We start from the raw sequence: 16,638 nt of genomic DNA, 5'->3' as shown, positions 1-16,638 counted from the left end.
GATGTGCGCATCTTGCGCCGGTGTCAGTAGAACTGCTTGGGCAGCCACAGCACCAGGGCTGGCCAGTAGGTGATCAGCACCAGGCTGGCCAGCAGCGGAAGCAGCCACGGCAGGATGGCCATGGTGGTGCGCTCGAAGCTCAGGTTGGCCACCCGCGCGAGGACGAACAGCACCAGCCCCATGGGTGGATGCAGCAGGCCGATCATCAGGTTGAGCACCATCACCAGGCCGAAGTGCACCGGATCCACCCCGAGCTGCGTGGCGATCGGCAACAGGATCGGCACCAGGATGGTGATGGCCGCGGTGGGCTCCAGGAAGCATCCGACGAACAGCATCAGCAGGTTGGCCAGCAGCAGGAACACCCAGGCCTGCTTGGTGAAACCGAGCACCCAGTTGGCGATGCCGGTGGTCACGCCGGTGGCGGTCAGCATCCAGCCGAAGATCGACGCGGCCGCCACGATGAACAGCACGGTGGACGTCGTCTCGATGGTCTCCAGGCACACCTTGACGAAGCGCTTCCAGGTGAGCGTGCCGTACCAGGCGAAGCCGAGCACCATCGCCCAGGCGCAGGCCGCGATGGCGCCTTCGGTGGGGGTGAACAGCCCGGTGGTCATGCCGCCGATGAGCAGCACCGGCGTCATGATCGGCAGCAGGGCCTCGAAGCGGAAGATCTTGTCGAGCACGAACAGCAGCACCAGCCCGGCGATCACCGTGGGCTGCGTCGGCAGGCCCGCCTTCTCCACCGCCAGCCACAGCAGCAGCGGCCAGGCGACCACGAGCGCCAGCTCGACCAGTGCCTTGGCCAGGCGCGAGCCCGAGAACTTGAAGTCCGCGCCCCAGTTGTTCCTGTGGGCGAAGTACGCCACCGTGAGCATCATCAGCACGGCGAGGATCACGCCCGGCAGGATGCCGGCCAGGAACAGCGCGCCGATCGATACGTTGGCCATCATCCCGTAGATGACGAACGGCAGACTGGGCGGAATGATCGGCCCCAGCGTGGCCGAGGCTGCCGTCACGCCCACGGCGAACTCCGGTGAATAGCCGTGCTCCTTCATGGCCTTGATCTCGATCGTGCCCAGGCCGGCCGCGTCGGCGATCGCCGTGCCGCTCATGCCCGCGAACACCACCGAGCCGACGATGTTCACGTGCCCGAGCCCGCCCTTGAGCCAACCCACCAGCGCCAGCGCGAAGTTGTAGATGCGGGTCGTGATGCCGGCGTTGTTCATCAGGTTGCCGGCAAGGATGAAGAAGGGCACCGCCAGCAGCGGAAAGCTGTCGATGCCGCCGACCATCCGGTGAATGACGACGAACGGCGGAAGGTTGCCGGTGCCCAGGATGTAGACCAGCGAGGCGCCGGCCATGGCGATGGCGACCGGAATGCCGCCCATCATGAAGAGGAGGAAGAAGACTTTCAGCATGGGATTGCGGCCTGTGGTGAGCGTGATTGCGCGGCGTTCAGCGGTCCGACATCGTCGTCTCGGGCCGCTCCAGCACGCTGTAGCCGCGCTTCCAGTGCAGCCGCGCCACCTGGATCGATCGCAGCGTCATTGCCGCGAAGCCGAACAGGCACATGCCGTAGACGATGTTCATGGGTGCGTCGACGATGGTCATGCGCGAGGTGTTGCCGACCTTGGCCATCATCTGCGCGGTCATCACCACTGCGGCGCCGAAGAAGCCGATGCGAAGCAGGTCGACCGCGCGCGAGAGCCAGCGGCCCATCGCCGCCGGCATGTGGCGGTAGAAGAAGTCCACCTGGATCTGGGTGTTCTTCGCCACGCCGATTGCCGCGCCGATGAACACCACGCCGATCAGCATGTAGCGCGAGACCTCCTCGGTCCAGGCGGCCGAGTCGTTCATCACGTAGCGGGTGATGAACTGGTAGAACACCGTCAGCCCCAGCAGCCAGAACAGCGCCAGCGCGATCCAGCCCTCCACGATGGTGTCGGACAGGTCCACGGCCTCGTCCTCGGCATGGAAGTGCCCCTCGTCATCAATGATTTTCTGTTCGCTCAGATCGTTCAAAACGCTTTTCCTTCAGTGCATGACTCACGCGCGGCAAGCGCAGCGAAGCCCCTTCGGGGCCATCGCGGAACCGGCTTTGCCGGGCCGCAGATGGCGCCCCCTGGAAGGGGGCTGGCGGACCTGCGAAGCAGGGTAGCCTGGGGGTGAGTTACAGCCCTACGATGCGGTCGTAGTCCTGCTGCCGATACCCGTGGTCCGTCGGCTTGGTGTTCTTCAGCACCGCGTCGCTGAACGCCTTCTTGTCCACCGTGATGACGTTCAGGCCCTTCTTCTTGAACTCGCCGACCAGCCTTTCTTCCGAGGCGATGATCTCGCGGCCGGTCTTCTCGGCTGCTTCCTGCATCACCTCGGTGAAGATCTTCTGCTCGGCGGGCGACAACTTGGCCCACAGCTGGCCCGAGCAGATGGTCAGCAGCGAATCGACGATGTGCCCGGTCAGCGAGATGTTCTTCTGCACCTCGTAGAACTTCTTGGCCTCGATGGTCGGCAGCGGGTTCTCCTGTGCATCCACCGTGTTGTTCTGCAGCGCCAGGTACACCTCGGCGAACGCAATGGGCGTCGGGTTGGCGCCCAGCGACTTGGGGAACGCCAGGTAGGCCGGCGCATCGGGCACCCGGATCTTCAGGCCCTTCATGTCCTCGGGCTTGGCCACGGGGTGGGCGGCGTTCGAGGTCACGTGGCGTGCGCCGTAGTAGTTCAGGGCCGTGATGTGGTTGCCGGTCTTGCCGTCGTAGCCCTTGGCCAGTTCCATGAACACATCGCTCTTGGCGTACTTCAGCTGGTGCTCGGCATCGCGGAAGATGAACGGGAAGTACGACACCGCCAGCGGCGGATAGCTGCGTCCGGCGAAGCTGGCGCCGGTGAGGATGATGTCCACCGTGCCCAGCGTGAGCCCCTGGTTGATGTCGGCCTCCTTGCCGAGCGTGGAGGCCGGAAACACCTCCACCTCGTACTTGCCGTTGGTGCGCTTCTTGATTTCCTCGCCGGCCCACACCGAGTACTTGTGGAAGGGCTCCGACGTCTCGTAGACATGCGCCCACTTGAGCTTGGTCGCCTGTGCCCGCGCCGCGGGCAGCCCGGTGGCGGCCAGGGCGGCGGCGCCGAGGGTCTTGAGGGCATCGCGCTTGTTCATCATTGCCTTGTCTCCTTCTCTGTGGTGGTTGAAAACAAATGGCGGCGGCCCGCCGTGTCAGCCGTTCAGACCTTGCCGGCCCGGCGCCAGCTGGTGTTGAAGCGCCGGTGCGAGTTGTCCATGTGCGCGTGCATGGCCGCGCGGGCGGCCTGCGCGTCGCGCGCGGCGATCGCGTCGCGCACCGCCTCGTGCTCGGCGATCGCCAGCCGCCATGACTGCTCGGTCTCGAAGTAGCCGCCCAGCCGGGTGAAGATCGGGCCCTTGCGAGAATCCCAGAAGCCGATGACCGTCTCGGTCAGCACGGCGTTGGCGCAGGCCTGCACGACGGCCAGGTGGAACGCGCGGTCGCCTTCGAGCGGCATCACCCCGCGGTCGGCCAGTTCGCCCATGGTCTCGATGGCGCGCGTCATGGCGTCGACGTCGCGCGCCTTGCGCTGCAAGGCGGCGATGGCGGCGGTTTCGCCCTCGACCACGCGGCGGGCGCGGATCAGTTCCAGCGGGCCCCATTCGGGCGAGGCCAGTTCCACCGCAGGCGCAGGCGCGGCGGCGGCGCGATCGAGCACATACACACCCGATCCGGTGCGGACCTCGACCCAGCCCTCGACCTCCAGTGCGATCAGGGCCTCGCGCACCGAGGGCCGGCTCACGCCGAGCTGGCGCGATAGGTCGCGCTCGGCGGGCAGCCGCGCGCCCACCGCAAACTCGCCCTGCGCGATCAGGGCGCGCAATTGTTCGGCGATCTGGCGGTACAGGCGCTGCGGTTCGACGGTCTGGATGGGCACGGGCGTTGGGCTTGTGGTCCGGGTCTTAGGGCTTGTCCCGAATTGGACAAGTGGTAAGACCAGTTCAGAATACGCGAGGCGCCGCAGCGCCCCCATCGGGCCAAACCCGGAGCAGCGGGTCCAGGGCACAACCTCCAGGAGACGAAGGCATGAGATTGCAGGGCAAGACGGCGCTGGTGACGGCGGCCGGACAAGGCATCGGGTACGCCAGCGCGCTGGCGCTGGCGAAGGAAGGCGCGCAAGTGTGGGCCACCGACGTCAACGAGCAGTTGCTGGCGCGCTATGCGAACGTGCCCAACATCACGGCCGCCAGGCTCGACGTGCTCGACAAGGCCGCCATCGGCGCGCTGGTGGCGCGCATGCCGGCGGTCGACGTGCTGTTCAACTGCGCCGGCGTAGTGCACAACGGCGCCATCGACCAGGCCACCGATGACGAACTGGAGTTCGCCTTCCACCTCAATGTCCGGGCCCAGTTCCGGGCCATCCAGGCGGTGCTGCCCGGCATGCTGGCACGGGGCGGCGGCAGCATCATCAACATGGCGAGCGTGTGCTCGAGCATCAAGGGATTGCCCAACCGCTGTGTCTACGGCACCACCAAGGCGGCGGTGCTGGGCCTGACCAAGAGCGTGGCGGCCGACTACGTCACCCGCGGCGTCCGCTGCAATGCGGTGTGCCCGGGCACGGTGGACACGCCGTCGCTGGCCGATCGCATCAATGCCAACGCCGACCCGGTCGAGGCGCGCAAGGCCTTCATTGCCCGCCAGCCCATGGGCCGGCTGGCGCAGCCCGAGGAAATCGCGCCGCTGATCGTCTTCCTGGCCAGCGACGAGGCGCAGTTCGTCACCGGCCAGGCCTATGCCGCCGATGGAGGCATCACCATATGAACCAGCTCGACTTCAAGGGCCGCCATGCGGTCGTCACCGGCGGAGCGTCGGGCCTCGGGCTGGGCATTGCCCAGCGCCTGATCGCCTCCGGCGGCAGCGTCACGCTGTGGGACCGCGATGGCGACGCGGCCCAGCGGGCTGCCGCAGCCCTGGGCGAGAGCGCCCATGCGCTGGCGGTGGACGTGTCGCAACAGGCTTCGGTCGCCAAGGCGGTGGCGGGCACCATCGCGCATGCCGGGCGCATCGACGCGCTGGTCAACAGCGCCGGCATCACCGGCCCCAATGCCAAGGTGTGGGACTACCCGGTGGACGCATGGCGCCAGGTGATGGACGTCAATCTCACCGGCCTGTTCATCTGCTGCCGCGAAGTGGTGCCGCAGATGCGGGCGCAGAACGCCGGGCGCATCGTCAACATCGCATCGGTGGCCGGCAAGGAAGGCAACCCCAACGCCAGTGCCTACAGCGCCAGCAAGGCCGGCGTGATCGCGCTGACAAAGTCGCTGGGCAAGGAGCTGGCGGACACCGGCATCCGGGTCAACTGCGTGACCCCCGCGGCCGTCAAGACGGCGATCTTCGACCAGATGAGCGCCGAGCACATCGTCTTCATGCTGTCGAAGATCCCGATGGGCCGCTTCGGCACGGTCGAAGAGGTGGCCGCCACCGTGGCATGGCTGTGCACGGACGACTGCTCCTTCGCGACCGGCGCCACGTTCGACCTGTCCGGCGGCCGCAGCACGTACTGAGCGGCGGGCCTTGCGGTGGCCATGGCTGCCTGAAAATATCGTCACCAGAACCTAGAAAAGGAAACTCATGAAACTCGTCCGCTACGGCAACCCCGGCAAGGAAAAGCCCGGCCTCATCGATGCGAACGGCCAGTTGCGCGACCTCAGCGCCGTGGTCAAGGACATCGGCCCGGCGCAGCTGGGCGACGCGGCCCTCGCCAGGATTGCGAAGGCCAAGACCGACAAGCTGCCGCTGGTGCGTGGCAAGCCGCGCATGGGCTGCCCCGTTGCCGGCGTCGGCAAGTTCATCGCCATCGGCCTGAACTATGCCGACCACGCGGCCGAGTCCGGCCTGCCGATCCCGGCCGAGCCGGTGGTCTTCACCAAGGCCATCTCCTGCATCCAGGGCCCCAACGACCCGGTCATGCTGCCCAAGGGCTCCAAGAAGACCGACTGGGAAGTCGAGCTGGGCGTGGTGATCGGCACGCGCGCCCGCTATGTGTCGCAGAAGGACGCGCTGAACTTCGTCGCCGGCTACTGCACGATCAACGACGTGAGCGAACGCGAGTTCCAGATCGAGCGCGGCGGCACCTGGGACAAGGGCAAGGGTTGCGACACGTTCGGCCCGATCGGCCCGTGGCTCGTCACCCGCGACGAGATCGCCAATCCGCAGAAGCTCTCGATGTGGCTGGACGTGAACGGCCAGCGCATGCAGACCGGCAACACCCGGACGATGATCTTCAACGTTGCCAAGCTGGTCTCCTACCTGAGCCAGTTCATGACGCTCGAGCCCGGCGACGTCATCACCACCGGCACCCCGCCGGGCGTCGGCCTGGGCATGAAGCCGCCGCTGTACCTGAAAAAGGGCGACGTCATGACCCTGGGCATCGAGGGCCTGGGCGAGCAGCGCCAGGAAGTGGTGCCTTTCAAGCTCTGAGCCTTCGGCTCGCATGGCCCGCGCGCGCCGACATGGCGCGCGCCAGCGCCCCGCCCGCATTTCGAGCGGCCGGGGGGCGCCCGCGAATATCCCCTGACGATGGCCGGTCTTTGCACTTGGCGCGGCGACGAAGCTCCTGCAAAATAGAACGATCGTTCGTATTATTTTTCAGACTTCCATGCCCGTCCGCAAAGCCCCCGCCAAGGCTGCACGCGCCCCGCAGAAGGGCCAGCAGACCAAGGCCGTCATCGTCGACGCCGCGCTGAACCTGGCCGCCCAGATCGGGCTGGAAGGACTGTCGATCGGCGCCATTGCCGAGGTCACGCAGATGAGCAAGTCGGGCGTGTTTGCCCATTTCGGCTCGCGCGAGGAACTGCAGATCTCGGTGGTGCGCGAATATCACGCGCGCTTCGAGCAGGAGGTGTTCTACCCGGCGCTGACCGCCCCGCGTGGCCTGCCACGGCTGACGGCGCTGTTCGGCAACTGGATGAAGCGCAGTTCCGCCGAGATCGACTCGGGCTGCATCTACATCAGCGGCGCGGTGGAGTTCGACGATCGGCCCGGGCCGGTGCGTGACGCGCTGGCCGAGTCCGTCAACATCTGGCTGGCCGCCATGCTGCGCGCCGTCGAGCAGGCCAAGGAAGAGGGCCACCTGCGCGCCGAGGCCGATGCACGTCAGATCGCCTTCGAGATCCATGCGCTGATCCTGGCATTGCATTACGAGGCGCGCTTCCTGCGCAGCCCGCAGTCGCTGGCGCGCGCCAACACCGGCTTCGCGAACATCATTGCGCGCAGCGCGGCGCCGGGCGCGCACCTGCCCGCCGAGCAGGCAGCCGAGCCTTCGCCGGCGCGCAACAAGCTCAAGGCGGTGGTCTGACGGTCAGGCCCGCCAACAGTCTTTCTTCTTTCCCCTTGTCACACGCTTCTTAAATCTCCAGGAGAGCCACGCATGCCAGCCTACAACCCGCCCCTTCGCGACATGCAATTCGTGCTGCACGAAGTCCTCAAGGTCACCGACGAATTCAAGGCCATGCCGGCCCACGCCGAGGTCGATGCCGAGACGCTCAACGCGGTGATCGAGGAAGCCGGCAAGTTCGCGGCCGAAGTCACCTTCCCCCTGAACATCACGGGTGACACCGAGGGCTGCACGCTCGACAAGTCGACCCACGAGGTGACCGCTCCCAAGGGCTTCAAGGAGGCCTACGCCAAGTTCGTCGAAGGCGGCTGGCCGGCGCTGTCCTGCGACCCGGCCTACGGCGGCCAGGGCCTGCCGTTCGTCGTCAACCAGTGCCTGTACGAGATGCTCAACAGCGCCAACCAGGCCTGGACCATGTACCCGGGGCTGTCGCACGGCGCCTACGAGGCGCTGCACGCCTACGGCACCGACGAGCAGAAGAAGACATACCTGGGCAAGCTCACCAGCGGCGAATGGACGGGCACCATGTGCCTGACCGAACCGCACTGCGGCACCGACCTGGGCCTGCTGCGGACCAAGGCCGAACCGCAGCCGGACGGCACCTACCGCATCACCGGCAACAAGATCTTCATCTCGGCCGGCGAACACGACATGGCGCCGAACATCGTCCACCTGGTGCTGGCCCGCCTGCCGGACGCACCCAAGGGCAGCAAGGGCATCAGCCTGTTCGTGGTGCCCAAGTTCCACGTGAAGGCCGACGGCTCGCTGGGCGAGCGCAATCCGATCTTCTGCGCCGGCCTGGAGCACAAGATGGGCATCCATGGCAACGCCACCGCCCAGATCGTCATCGAGGGCGCCACCGGGACCTTGGTGGGCGAGCCCAACAAGGGCCTGCAGGCGATGTTCGTCATGATGAACGCGGCGCGCCTGGGCGTGGGCAACCAGTCGCTGGGCCTGACCGAGGTGGCCTTCCAGAACGCGCTGGCCTACGCCAAGGACCGCATCCAGATGCGCTCGCTGTCCGGCCCCAAGGCCAAGGACAAGGAAGCCGATCCGATCATCGTGCACCCGGACGTGCGCAAGATGCTGCTGACGGCCAAGGCGTACGCGGAAGGCGGCCGCGCACTGCAGATCTTCTGCACGCTGCTGCTGGACAAGGCGCACCACCACCCGGACGAGAAGGTGCGCAAGGACAGCGACGACCTGGTCGCGCTGCTCACGCCGATCGTCAAGGCCTTCATCACCGACAACGGCCACATCGCCACCAACGCGTGCATGCAAGTCTTCGGCGGCCATGGCTTCATCAAGGAATGGGGCATGGAGCAGTTCGTGCGCGACAACCGCATCAACATGATCTACGAAGGCACGAACACCGTGCAGTCGCTGGACCTGCTGGGCCGCAAGGTGTTGTCGAACAACGGCGCCACGCTGCGCAAGTTCGGCAAGCTGGTGGCGCAGCTGGTGGAAGAGGAAGGCGTGAACGAGAAGATGGCCGAGTTCATCAACCCGATCGCCGGCCTGGGCGACCAGTTCACCAAGTTCACCACCGAGATCGGCTTCAAGGGCCTGCAGAACCCGGACGAAGTGGGCGCCGCTGCCGTGGACTACCTGCGCGTGGCCGGCCACTTCGTGTTCGGCTACCTGTTCGCCCGCATGGCGCAGGTGGCACTGCGCGAGATCGCCGCCGGCAACACCGATCCGTTCTACAAGGCCAAGTTGCAGACGGCGCGCTTCTACTTTGCCAAGCTGTTCCCCGAGACGGCGACGCTGATGCGCACGGCGCGCGCCGGCGCGCGGTCGCTGATGGACACCGACGCCGCACTGGCCTGAACGACATGACCCCTTCCCAGGCTACCGTGCTTCGCAGGTTTTCCCGGACGGGGCTCGCTGCGCTCGTCGGTGTGTTGCTGCTGGGCGCCGGTAGCGCCTTCGGGCAGACGACGCCCGTCGGAACCTGGCGCAGCGTCGACGACAAGTCGGGCGAGGCCAAGGCCGAGATCCGGATCGTCGAGCGCGGCGGCGCGCTCGAGGGCCGCATCGAGAAGACGCTGCGCCCGGGGGCGGCGACGCGCTGCGACGAATGCACCGACGAGCGCAAGGGCCAGCCGATCGCCGGCCTGGAGATCATCCGCGGCGGCGCGAAGGCCGAAGGCAAGAGCGTCTGGGAGGGCGGAAAGATCCTCGACCCCGAGAACGGCAAGGAGTACCGCGCCAGCTTCACGCCGGTAGACGGCGGGGCGAAGCTGGAGGTGCGTGGCTACCTCGGCCCCTTCTGGCGCACGCAGACCTGGACGCGCGTCCGGTAAATACACGAATTCATTCCTTTCGAAGGAACCCCCATGTCCCGATTCCAAGTCAAGAAAGTCGCCGTGCTCGGCGCCGGCGTGATGGGCGCGCAGATCGCTGCGCACCTGGTCAACGTGCGCGTGCCGGTCGTGCTGTTCGACCTTCCCGCAAAGGAAGGCCCGAAGAACGGCATCGTCAGCCGCGCCATCGACAACCTCAAGAAGCTCAAGCCCGCACCGCTGGGCGTGGCGAAAGATGCAGAGCTGATCGAGCAGGCCAACTACGAGGACGACCTCGCCAGACTGGGCGAGTGCGACCTCCTGATCGAGGCGATTGCCGAGCGCATGGACTGGAAGCTCGACCTCTACAGGAAGATCGCGCCGCACGTGGCGCCGCACGCCATCGTGGCGTCGAACACGTCCGGCCTGTCGATCACCAAGCTGAGCGAGGCCCTGCCCGAGGCGATCAAGCCGCGGTTCTGCGGCATCCACTTCTTCAACCCGCCGCGCTACATGTTCCTGGTCGAGCTGATCGCCACGCCGACCACCGAGCCGAACGTGCTGGACGACCTCGAGACCTTCGTCACCAGCGCCCTGGGCAAGGGCGTGGTACGGGCCAAGGACACGCCCAACTTTATCGCCAACCGGGTGGGCATCGCGGGCATGCTGGCCACTTTGAAGGAAGTGGAAAAGTTCGGGCTCACGCCGGACGTGGTGGACGACCTGACCGGCAAGAAGCTCGGCCGGGCGAGCTCGGGCACCTTCCGCACCGCTGACGTGGTGGGCCTGGACACCATGGCCCACGTCGTGCGGACGCTGCAGGACAACCTGAACGAAGAGACCGACCCCTTCTACCCGAACTTCGCCACGCCGCCGGTGCTGGCGCGCCTGATCGAGAAGGGCAACCTCGGCCAGAAGACGAAGGCGGGCTTCTACAAGAAGGTCGGCCGCGACATCCTGCGCTACGACCTGGCGCAGGACGACTACGTTCCCGGCGGTGCCAAGTCGGACGAGGTCTACGGCCGCATGCTCAGGAAGCCGGCGGCGCAGCGCCTGAAGCTGCTGCGCGAGAGCGAAGGGCCGCAGGGCCAGTTCCTGTGGGCCATCCTGCGCGACAGCTTCCACTATGCCGCGGTTCATCTGGCGACCATTGCCGAGAGCGCGCGCGACGTCGACCTCGCCATGCGCTGGGGCTTCGGCATGCGGCAAGGCCCGTTCGAGCTGTGGCAGCAAGCCGGCTGGACGCAGGTGGCGCAATGGATCCAGGAGGACATCGAGGCCGGCAAGGCATTGTCGAAGGCGCCTCTGCCGCAATGGGTGTTCGAGGGGCCGGTCGCGCGCGCGGGCGGTGTGCACACGCCCGAAGGCTCGTGGAGCGCGAGCGAGCAGCGATTCGTGCCGCAGCGCCGGCTGCCGGTGCATGCACGGCAACTGTTCCCCGAAGGCGTGCTCGGCGACCAGGCGCAGCGCGCCGAAGACGCGGGCACCACCATCAGCGACGAGGGCGACGTGCGTGTCTGGACGCTGGACGGCGAGGTGCTGATCGCCTCGATCCACTCCAAGATGAACGCCATCAGCCCCGACGTGGCCGAGGCGCTGGCCGAGGCGGTGGCGCTCGCAGAACGCGAATACAAGGGCATGGTGATCTGGTCGCCGGACGACAAGTTCTCCGTCGGCGCCGACCTTCAGGCCATGCTGCCGGCCTTCGCGCTGGCCGGCATCAGCGCCGTCGAAGGGGCCGAGCAGGCGCTGCAGGACGTGATGCTGCGCATCCGCTATGCCGGCGTGCCCGTGGTTTCCGCCGTGCGCGGCATGGCGCTGGGCGGCGGCTGCGAGCTGGCCATCCATTCGGCGGCCCGGGTGGCGGCCATGGAAAGCTACATCGGCCTGGTGGAAGTGGGCGTCGGCCTGATTCCGGGCGCGGGCGGCCTGACCTACATTGCCCGCCGCGCCGCCGAGCGCGCCGAGGCTTCCACCGGCAACGACCTGCTGCCGTTCCTCACCGAAGGCTTCACCGCCGCTGCCATGGCCAAGGTCGGCACCAGCGCCCTGGAATCGCGCCAGCTCGGCTACCTGCTCGACAGCGACATCATCGTGCCCAACAAGGACGAGTTGCTCTACGTGGCCCTGCAGCAGGTCAAGGCGATGAGCGAGGCCGGCTGGCGCGCGCCACTCAAGCGCAAGTTCAAGGTGGCCGGCCGCAGCGGTGCCGCGACCATCAAGGGCCAACTGGTCAACATGCGCGACGGCGGCTTCATCAGCGCACACGATTTCCACATCGCCAGCCTGATCGCCGGCGTGGTCACCGGCGGCGACGTCGACGCCGGCACCCTGGTGACCGAGGAATACCTCATGACGCTCGAGCGCAAGGCCTTCTGCTCGCTGATCCTGAACCCCAAGACGCAGGAGCGCATCATGGGCATGCTGAACACCGGCAAGCCCGTGCGCAACTGATCCGGAGCCGACAATGAAACAAGTTCAAGACGCCTACATCGTCGCCGCCACCCGCACGCCGATCGGCCGCTCGCATCGCGGCTATTTCCGCAACACCCGCCCGGACGACCTCCTGGCGACCACGCTCAAGGCCGCGCTGGCGCAGGCCCCGGGCCTGGACCCGAAGGCCATCGAGGACATCATCTGCGGGTGCGCCATTCCGGAGGCGCAGCAGGGCCTGAACGTGGCGCGCATCGGCGCCGTGCTGGCCGGGCTGCCGACCTCCGTCGGCGGCATCACCGTCAATCGGTTCTGCGCCTCCGGCCTGTCGGCGGTGCAGATGGCTGCCGACCGCATCCGCGTGGGCGAAGCCGAGGTGATGATCGCCGCCGGCGTGGAAAGCATGAGCATGGTGCCGATGATGGGCAATTCGCCCTCGCTGTCGCCGGCAATCTTCGAGCGCGAAGGCGACGTGGGCATCGCCTACGGCATGGGGCTGACGGCCGAGAAAGTGGCGCGCCAATGGAACGTCAGCCGCGAGGCGCAGGACGCCTTCGCGCTGCAGTCGCACCAGCGCGCCCTGGCGGCGCAACAGGCCGGCGAGTTCGCCGACGAGATCACGCCCATCGAGGTGACCGACCGCACCGCCAACCTGGAAACCGGCGAGTCCGTCGCCAGCACCCGCACGGTGAGCCTGGACGAGGGCGCGCGCCCCGACACCAGCCTGGAAGGCCTCGCCCGGCTGCGCGCGGTGTTCGCCGCGCGCGGCAGCGTCACCGCCGGCAACAGCTCCCAGACCTCGGACGGCGCCGGTGCGCTGATCCTGGCCAGCGAGGCAGCCGTCAAGCGGTTCGGCCTCAAGCCGCTGGCGCGGTTCGTCAGCTTTGCCAGCAAGGGCGTGCCGCCGGAGATCATGGGCATCGGCCCGATCGAGGCCATTCCCGCAGCGCTGCGCTACGCCGGCCTGAAGCAGCAGGACATCGACTGGTTCGAGCTGAACGAAGCGTTTGCCGCGCAGTCCCTGGCAGTGCTCAACACGCTCGGCCTGGACCCGGCCAAGGTCAACCCGATGGGCGGCGCCATTGCCCTGGGCCACCCGCTGGGCGCCACCGGCGCCATCCGCTCGGCCACCGTGGTGCATGCGCTGCAGCGCAGGAAGCTCAAGTACGGCATGGTGACGATGTGCGTCGGCATGGGGCAGGGCGCAGCCGGCATCTTCGAGCGCGTCTGAACCGACGCTGCCGCCCGGGCCGCTTCCGCGTCGCGTACACGACTGCGCGAGCACGAGGCCCGGGCGCACACTGCCGGCATGACGACCCTTCATCCTTTCGACCAGGCGCTGGCTCTGCAGCACAGCGACCTGCGTTCCGGCCTTTTCACCGGGACGACCAGCCCCGCCTACTGGAACATGGTGGGGCCTTTCGGTGGTGCGACGGCCGCGCTGGCGCTGCAGGCGGTGCTCAAGCATCCGGACCTTCTGGGCGAGCCGGTGTCGCTGACCGTGAACTTCGCCGCCGCCATCGAGGCCGGGGCGTTCGAAATCCTGGCATTGCCGGTGCGCACCAACCGCTCCACGCAGCACTGGACCGTCAGCATCTCGCAGAATGGCCAGGTGAACACGACTGCGACCGTCCTGACCGCGCTGCGTCGCGAGACCTGGAGCGAGAGCGACCTGCCGCCGCCCGAGGTGCCGCGCCCGAGCGACGTCGAGCCGATCCGCATCGGCCCGGAGGGCGTGGCCTGGCTCGCCCAGTACGAGATGCGCCCGATCAGCGGCAAGCCGCCGTCGGTCTGGGACGGCAGCGGCACCGACAGCGAAAGCCGCCTGTGGCTGCGCGAGGCGCCGCAGCGTGCGCTGGACTTCGCCTCGCTGGCGGCCATGAGCGACCTCTTCTTCCCGCGTGTGTGGTTGCGTCGCGCCACGCGCGTGCCGGCCGGCACGGTGTCGATCACCACGTACTTCCATGCCGACGCGAACGTCCTGGCCGGGGTGGGGACCGGATACCTGCTCGGGCGCGCCAGGGCGCAGCGCTTCTTCAACGGCTATTTCGACCAGAGCGCGCAGCTGTGGTCCGAGGCCGGCGCCCTGCTCGCCACGAGCAACCAGATCGTCTACTACAAGGAATGAACCCATGACCGCCGTTCCCGCAGCACTGATCGTCGGCGCCGGAGATGCGACCGGCGGTGCCATCGCGCGCCGCTTCGCCCGCGAGGGCTACGCTGCCTGCGTGACGCGGCGCAGCCTCGACAAGCTGCAGCCGCTGGTGGCGCAGATCGAAGCCGACGGCGGCCGGGCACACGCTTTCGCCAGCGACGCGCGCAAGGAAGAAGAGGTGGTGCAACTGGTGGAGCGGATCGAGCGCGAGGTCGGCCCGATCGAGGTGATGGTGTTCAACATCGGCGCCAACGTGCCTGAAAGCATCCTCACCGAAACCGCCCGCAAGTACTTCAAGGTGTGGGAGATGGCCTGTTTCGGCGGATTCCTGAACGCGCGCGAGGTGGCCCGGCGCATGGTGGCGCGGCCGATGCCGGCAAGCGGTCACCGCGGCACCATCCTGTTCACCGGCGCCACCGCCTCGCTGCGCGGCGGCGCCAAGTTCGGCGCGTTCTCGGGCGCCAAGATGGCGCTGCGCGCGCTGGCGCAGAGCATGGCACGCGAGCTGGGGCCGCAGGGCATCCATGTGGCGCACGTGGTCGTGGACGGGGCCATCGACACCGAATTCATCCGCAGCAACTTCCCCGAGCGCTACGCACTCAAGGAGCAGGGCGGCATCCTCGATCCCGAGCACATCGCAGACGCCTACGCGATGCTGCACCGCCAGCCGCGCGACGCGTGGACGCACGAGCTCGACCTGCGTCCCTGGTGCGAGAGCTTCTGAGCCGGCACAACATGACAAGGAGACACCCCTGATGAGCAAGACCGTCGAGTTCTTCTTCGACTTCGGCAGCCCTGCCGCCTACCTGGCCTACAGCCAGCTGCCGCGCATCGCCGAGCAGAGCGGCGCCGAACTCGTGTGGCGCCCGTTCCTGTTGGGCGGCGTGTTCCAGGCGACCGGCAACCGCTCGCCGGTGGAGGTGCCGGCCAAGGGCGCCTACATGCTCGCCGACCTGGCGCGCTTTGCCGAGCGCTACGGCGTGACGTACCGGCACAATCCGCACTTTCCCATCAACACGCTGATGCTCATGCGCGGCGCCGTCGCGCTGCAGATGCATCAGCCCGATCGCTTCGGGCCGTACGTGGATGCCGTGTTCAAGGCCATCTGGGTGGACGGCCGCAACATGAACGATCCGTCCGTCGTGGGTGCCGTGCTGCACGAAGCCGGCCTCGACGCCGGGAAGTTGGTGGCGCTGTGCGGGCAGCAGGACGTCAAGGATCGCCTCAAGGCCGTCACGCAAGAGGCAGTGGAGCGAGGCGTGTTCGGCGCGCCCACCATGTTCGTCGCAGGCCGGATGTACTGGGGACAGGACCGCCTCGACTTCGTACGCGAAGCACTTTCCAGCAACTGAATCAACCCGAGAAGCACCAAGCCATGAGCGACATCCTCGTCCACACCGAAGACGGCGTCACCACCGTCACCTTCAACCGCCTGGAGAAGAAGAACTCCATCACGTCCGCCATGTACGGCGCGATGGCCGATGCCGTCGAGCAGGCTGCGGCCGATCCGGCGGTGCGCGTTCTGCTCATCCAGGGCGACGCAACCATCTTCAGTGCCGGCAACGACCTGGGCGACTTTCTCAATGCGCCACCGGCCGGGCAGGATTCGCCCGTGTTCCGCTTCATGAAGGGCTTGTCGGGCTTCGCCAAGCCCGTCGTCGCTGCGGTGTGCGGTCCGGCAGTGGGCATCGGCACCACCTTGCTGTTCCATTGCGACATCGTCGTCGCCGGCGACAACGCCGCCTTCTCGATGCCCTTCGTCAACCTCGGCCTGTGCCCGGAGTTCGGCTCCAGCCTGCTGGTGCCGCAGATGTTCGGTTACCACCGTGCGGCCGAGGCACTGCTGCTGGGCGAGCCCTTCATGGCCGAGGCGGCCCAGGAGGTCGGCCTGGTCAACCGCGTCGTGCCGCCCACTGAGTGCAACGGCGTCGCGCGCGGCATCGCCCGGAAGCTGGCCGCCAAGCCGCTGTCGGCCCTGGTCGAGACCAAGCGGCTTCTTCGCAAGGCGCCGGCGGCCCAGTTGCCCGAGCGCATCGCCGAGGAGGGCGATAGCTTCCGCCGCATGCTGCGCGAGCCGGCCGCCCGTGAGGCGTTCACCGCGTTCATGGAGAAGCGCAAGCCGGATTTCAGCAAGGTCTGAAGCGGAACGCTGCCCGGGTGGAAAGCGCCTCGGGCCGGTCGCTCTGCGTTCAACCGCGGTGCGGTGCGCTGCCCGAGACGCTGGGCATCTGCGCCGGCCTACATCGTCAGGCCGCGCTCGTGTCCCTGCGTCAGGTCGCGCCCCCGGTGGTGTTCGCGCTGTTGCTGCTGCAGCAGCGCCACCTGCTGCTCCACGCCTTGCAGCTGTGTGCTCGTCTGCTCGATCTCCGG

At 67.5% G+C, this 16,638-nt stretch carries 16 protein-coding genes; 12 read left to right on the top strand and 4 right to left on the bottom strand.

The features are described from left to right. Positions 1-23 precede the first annotated feature (23 nt). The 4 genes from VES41_RS01955 to VES41_RS01940 all read right to left on the bottom strand — a co-directional run bounded on the left by VES41_RS01955 (position 24) and on the right by VES41_RS01940 (position 3,936). Entirely contained in the window at positions 24-1,418 is a 1,395-nt protein-coding gene (locus VES41_RS01955) for a TRAP transporter large permease (RefSeq protein WP_324812303.1), read from the bottom strand. A 37-nt stretch (positions 1,419-1,455) separates the two neighbouring features. Continuing rightward, a complete protein-coding gene (locus VES41_RS01950; RefSeq protein WP_324812391.1) occupies positions 1,456-2,013 on the bottom strand; it encodes a TRAP transporter small permease in 558 nt (185 codons plus the stop codon). Between the two features lie 157 nt (positions 2,014-2,170). Beyond that, positions 2,171-3,157: a sialic acid TRAP transporter substrate-binding protein SiaP gene (locus tag VES41_RS01945; RefSeq protein ID WP_324812301.1), complete on the bottom strand. Its 987-nt coding sequence runs from the start codon at positions 3,155-3,157 to the stop codon at positions 2,171-2,173. 62 nt (positions 3,158-3,219) lie between these two features. Next, entirely contained in the window at positions 3,220-3,936 is a 717-nt protein-coding gene (locus tag VES41_RS01940; protein WP_324812298.1) for a FadR/GntR family transcriptional regulator, read from the bottom strand. A 149-nt stretch (positions 3,937-4,085) separates the two neighbouring features. Between VES41_RS01940 and VES41_RS01935 the strand changes: the two genes are divergently transcribed. The 12 genes from VES41_RS01935 to VES41_RS01880 all read left to right on the top strand — a co-directional run bounded on the left by VES41_RS01935 (position 4,086) and on the right by VES41_RS01880 (position 16,408). Then, on the top strand, positions 4,086-4,820 hold the full coding sequence (locus VES41_RS01935; protein ID WP_324812295.1) for an SDR family oxidoreductase: 735 nt from the start codon (positions 4,086-4,088) through the stop codon (positions 4,818-4,820). Next, positions 4,817-5,563: an SDR family NAD(P)-dependent oxidoreductase gene (locus VES41_RS01930; RefSeq protein WP_324812292.1), complete on the top strand. Its 747-nt coding sequence runs from the start codon at positions 4,817-4,819 to the stop codon at positions 5,561-5,563. Before VES41_RS01935 ends, VES41_RS01930 begins: the two co-directional genes overlap by 4 nt. A gap of 67 nt (positions 5,564-5,630) precedes the next feature. Beyond that, positions 5,631-6,479, top strand: a complete 849-nt coding sequence (locus tag VES41_RS01925; protein WP_324812289.1) for a fumarylacetoacetate hydrolase family protein — start codon at positions 5,631-5,633, stop codon at positions 6,477-6,479. Between the two features lie 178 nt (positions 6,480-6,657). Next, on the top strand, positions 6,658-7,356 hold the full coding sequence (locus VES41_RS01920; RefSeq protein WP_324812286.1) for a TetR/AcrR family transcriptional regulator: 699 nt from the start codon (positions 6,658-6,660) through the stop codon (positions 7,354-7,356). A 72-nt stretch (positions 7,357-7,428) separates the two neighbouring features. Beyond that, entirely contained in the window at positions 7,429-9,225 is a 1,797-nt protein-coding gene (locus tag VES41_RS01915) for an acyl-CoA dehydrogenase C-terminal domain-containing protein (RefSeq protein ID WP_324812283.1), read from the top strand. 5 nt (positions 9,226-9,230) lie between these two features. Continuing rightward, complete coding sequence (locus tag VES41_RS01910) at positions 9,231-9,701, top strand: DUF2147 domain-containing protein (RefSeq protein ID WP_324812281.1); 471 nt, start codon at positions 9,231-9,233, stop codon at positions 9,699-9,701. 33 nt (positions 9,702-9,734) lie between these two features. Further along, positions 9,735-12,134: a 3-hydroxyacyl-CoA dehydrogenase/enoyl-CoA hydratase family protein gene (locus VES41_RS01905; RefSeq protein WP_324812279.1), complete on the top strand. Its 2,400-nt coding sequence runs from the start codon at positions 9,735-9,737 to the stop codon at positions 12,132-12,134. A gap of 13 nt (positions 12,135-12,147) precedes the next feature. Beyond that, positions 12,148-13,344, top strand: coding sequence for an acetyl-CoA C-acyltransferase (locus VES41_RS01900; protein WP_324812276.1), 1,197 nt, complete (start codon positions 12,148-12,150; stop codon positions 13,342-13,344). A 78-nt stretch (positions 13,345-13,422) separates the two neighbouring features. Next, the gene (locus VES41_RS01895; RefSeq protein WP_324812274.1) at positions 13,423-14,241 is read left to right on the top strand and encodes a thioesterase family protein; all 819 of its coding nucleotides are present in this window, start codon (positions 13,423-13,425) and stop codon (positions 14,239-14,241) included. 4 nt (positions 14,242-14,245) lie between these two features. Next, complete coding sequence (locus tag VES41_RS01890) at positions 14,246-14,992, top strand: SDR family oxidoreductase (protein ID WP_324812271.1); 747 nt, start codon at positions 14,246-14,248, stop codon at positions 14,990-14,992. A gap of 31 nt (positions 14,993-15,023) precedes the next feature. Then, positions 15,024-15,620 (top strand): 2-hydroxychromene-2-carboxylate isomerase, encoded by a 597-nt coding sequence (locus VES41_RS01885; RefSeq protein ID WP_324812268.1) that lies wholly within the window; start codon positions 15,024-15,026, stop codon positions 15,618-15,620. A 23-nt stretch (positions 15,621-15,643) separates the two neighbouring features. Beyond that, positions 15,644-16,408 carry an enoyl-CoA hydratase gene (locus VES41_RS01880; RefSeq protein ID WP_324812265.1) on the top strand — a complete coding sequence of 255 codons (765 nt, stop codon included), beginning with the start codon at positions 15,644-15,646 and terminating at the stop codon, positions 16,406-16,408. Positions 16,409-16,638 lie beyond the last annotated feature (230 nt).

Origin of the sequence: Variovorax sp., from assembly GCF_035634955.1 — a bacterium.
GTDB lineage: Bacteria > Pseudomonadota > Gammaproteobacteria > Burkholderiales > Burkholderiaceae_C > Variovorax.
The sequence above is the reverse complement of the archived record's forward strand: the minus strand, read 5'-3'. Positions and strand labels throughout refer to the sequence as shown.

Excerpts from the sequence above, each read along its gene's own strand:
- VES41_RS01895 (WP_324812274.1), top strand. The coding sequence starts at position 13,423 with ATGACGACCCTTCATCCTTTCGACCAGGCGCTGGCTCTGCAGCACAGC.
- VES41_RS01915 (WP_324812283.1), top strand. The coding sequence starts at position 7,429 with ATGCCAGCCTACAACCCGCCCCTTCGCGACATGCAATTCGTGCTGCAC.
- VES41_RS01930 (WP_324812292.1), top strand. The coding sequence starts at position 4,817 with ATGAACCAGCTCGACTTCAAGGGCCGCCATGCGGTCGTCACCGGCGGA.
- VES41_RS01955 (WP_324812303.1), bottom strand. The coding sequence starts at position 1,418 with ATGCTGAAAGTCTTCTTCCTCCTCTTCATGATGGGCGGCATTCCGGTC.
- VES41_RS01910 (WP_324812281.1), top strand. The coding sequence starts at position 9,231 with ATGACCCCTTCCCAGGCTACCGTGCTTCGCAGGTTTTCCCGGACGGGG.
- VES41_RS01925 (WP_324812289.1), top strand. The coding sequence starts at position 5,631 with ATGAAACTCGTCCGCTACGGCAACCCCGGCAAGGAAAAGCCCGGCCTC.
- VES41_RS01880 (WP_324812265.1), top strand. The coding sequence starts at position 15,644 with ATGAGCGACATCCTCGTCCACACCGAAGACGGCGTCACCACCGTCACC.
- VES41_RS01890 (WP_324812271.1), top strand. The coding sequence starts at position 14,246 with ATGACCGCCGTTCCCGCAGCACTGATCGTCGGCGCCGGAGATGCGACC.
- VES41_RS01945 (WP_324812301.1), bottom strand. The coding sequence starts at position 3,157 with ATGATGAACAAGCGCGATGCCCTCAAGACCCTCGGCGCCGCCGCCCTG.
- VES41_RS01905 (WP_324812279.1), top strand. The coding sequence starts at position 9,735 with ATGTCCCGATTCCAAGTCAAGAAAGTCGCCGTGCTCGGCGCCGGCGTG.
- VES41_RS01920 (WP_324812286.1), top strand. The coding sequence starts at position 6,658 with ATGCCCGTCCGCAAAGCCCCCGCCAAGGCTGCACGCGCCCCGCAGAAG.
- VES41_RS01885 (WP_324812268.1), top strand. The coding sequence starts at position 15,024 with ATGAGCAAGACCGTCGAGTTCTTCTTCGACTTCGGCAGCCCTGCCGCC.
- VES41_RS01935 (WP_324812295.1), top strand. The coding sequence starts at position 4,086 with ATGAGATTGCAGGGCAAGACGGCGCTGGTGACGGCGGCCGGACAAGGC.
- VES41_RS01900 (WP_324812276.1), top strand. The coding sequence starts at position 12,148 with ATGAAACAAGTTCAAGACGCCTACATCGTCGCCGCCACCCGCACGCCG.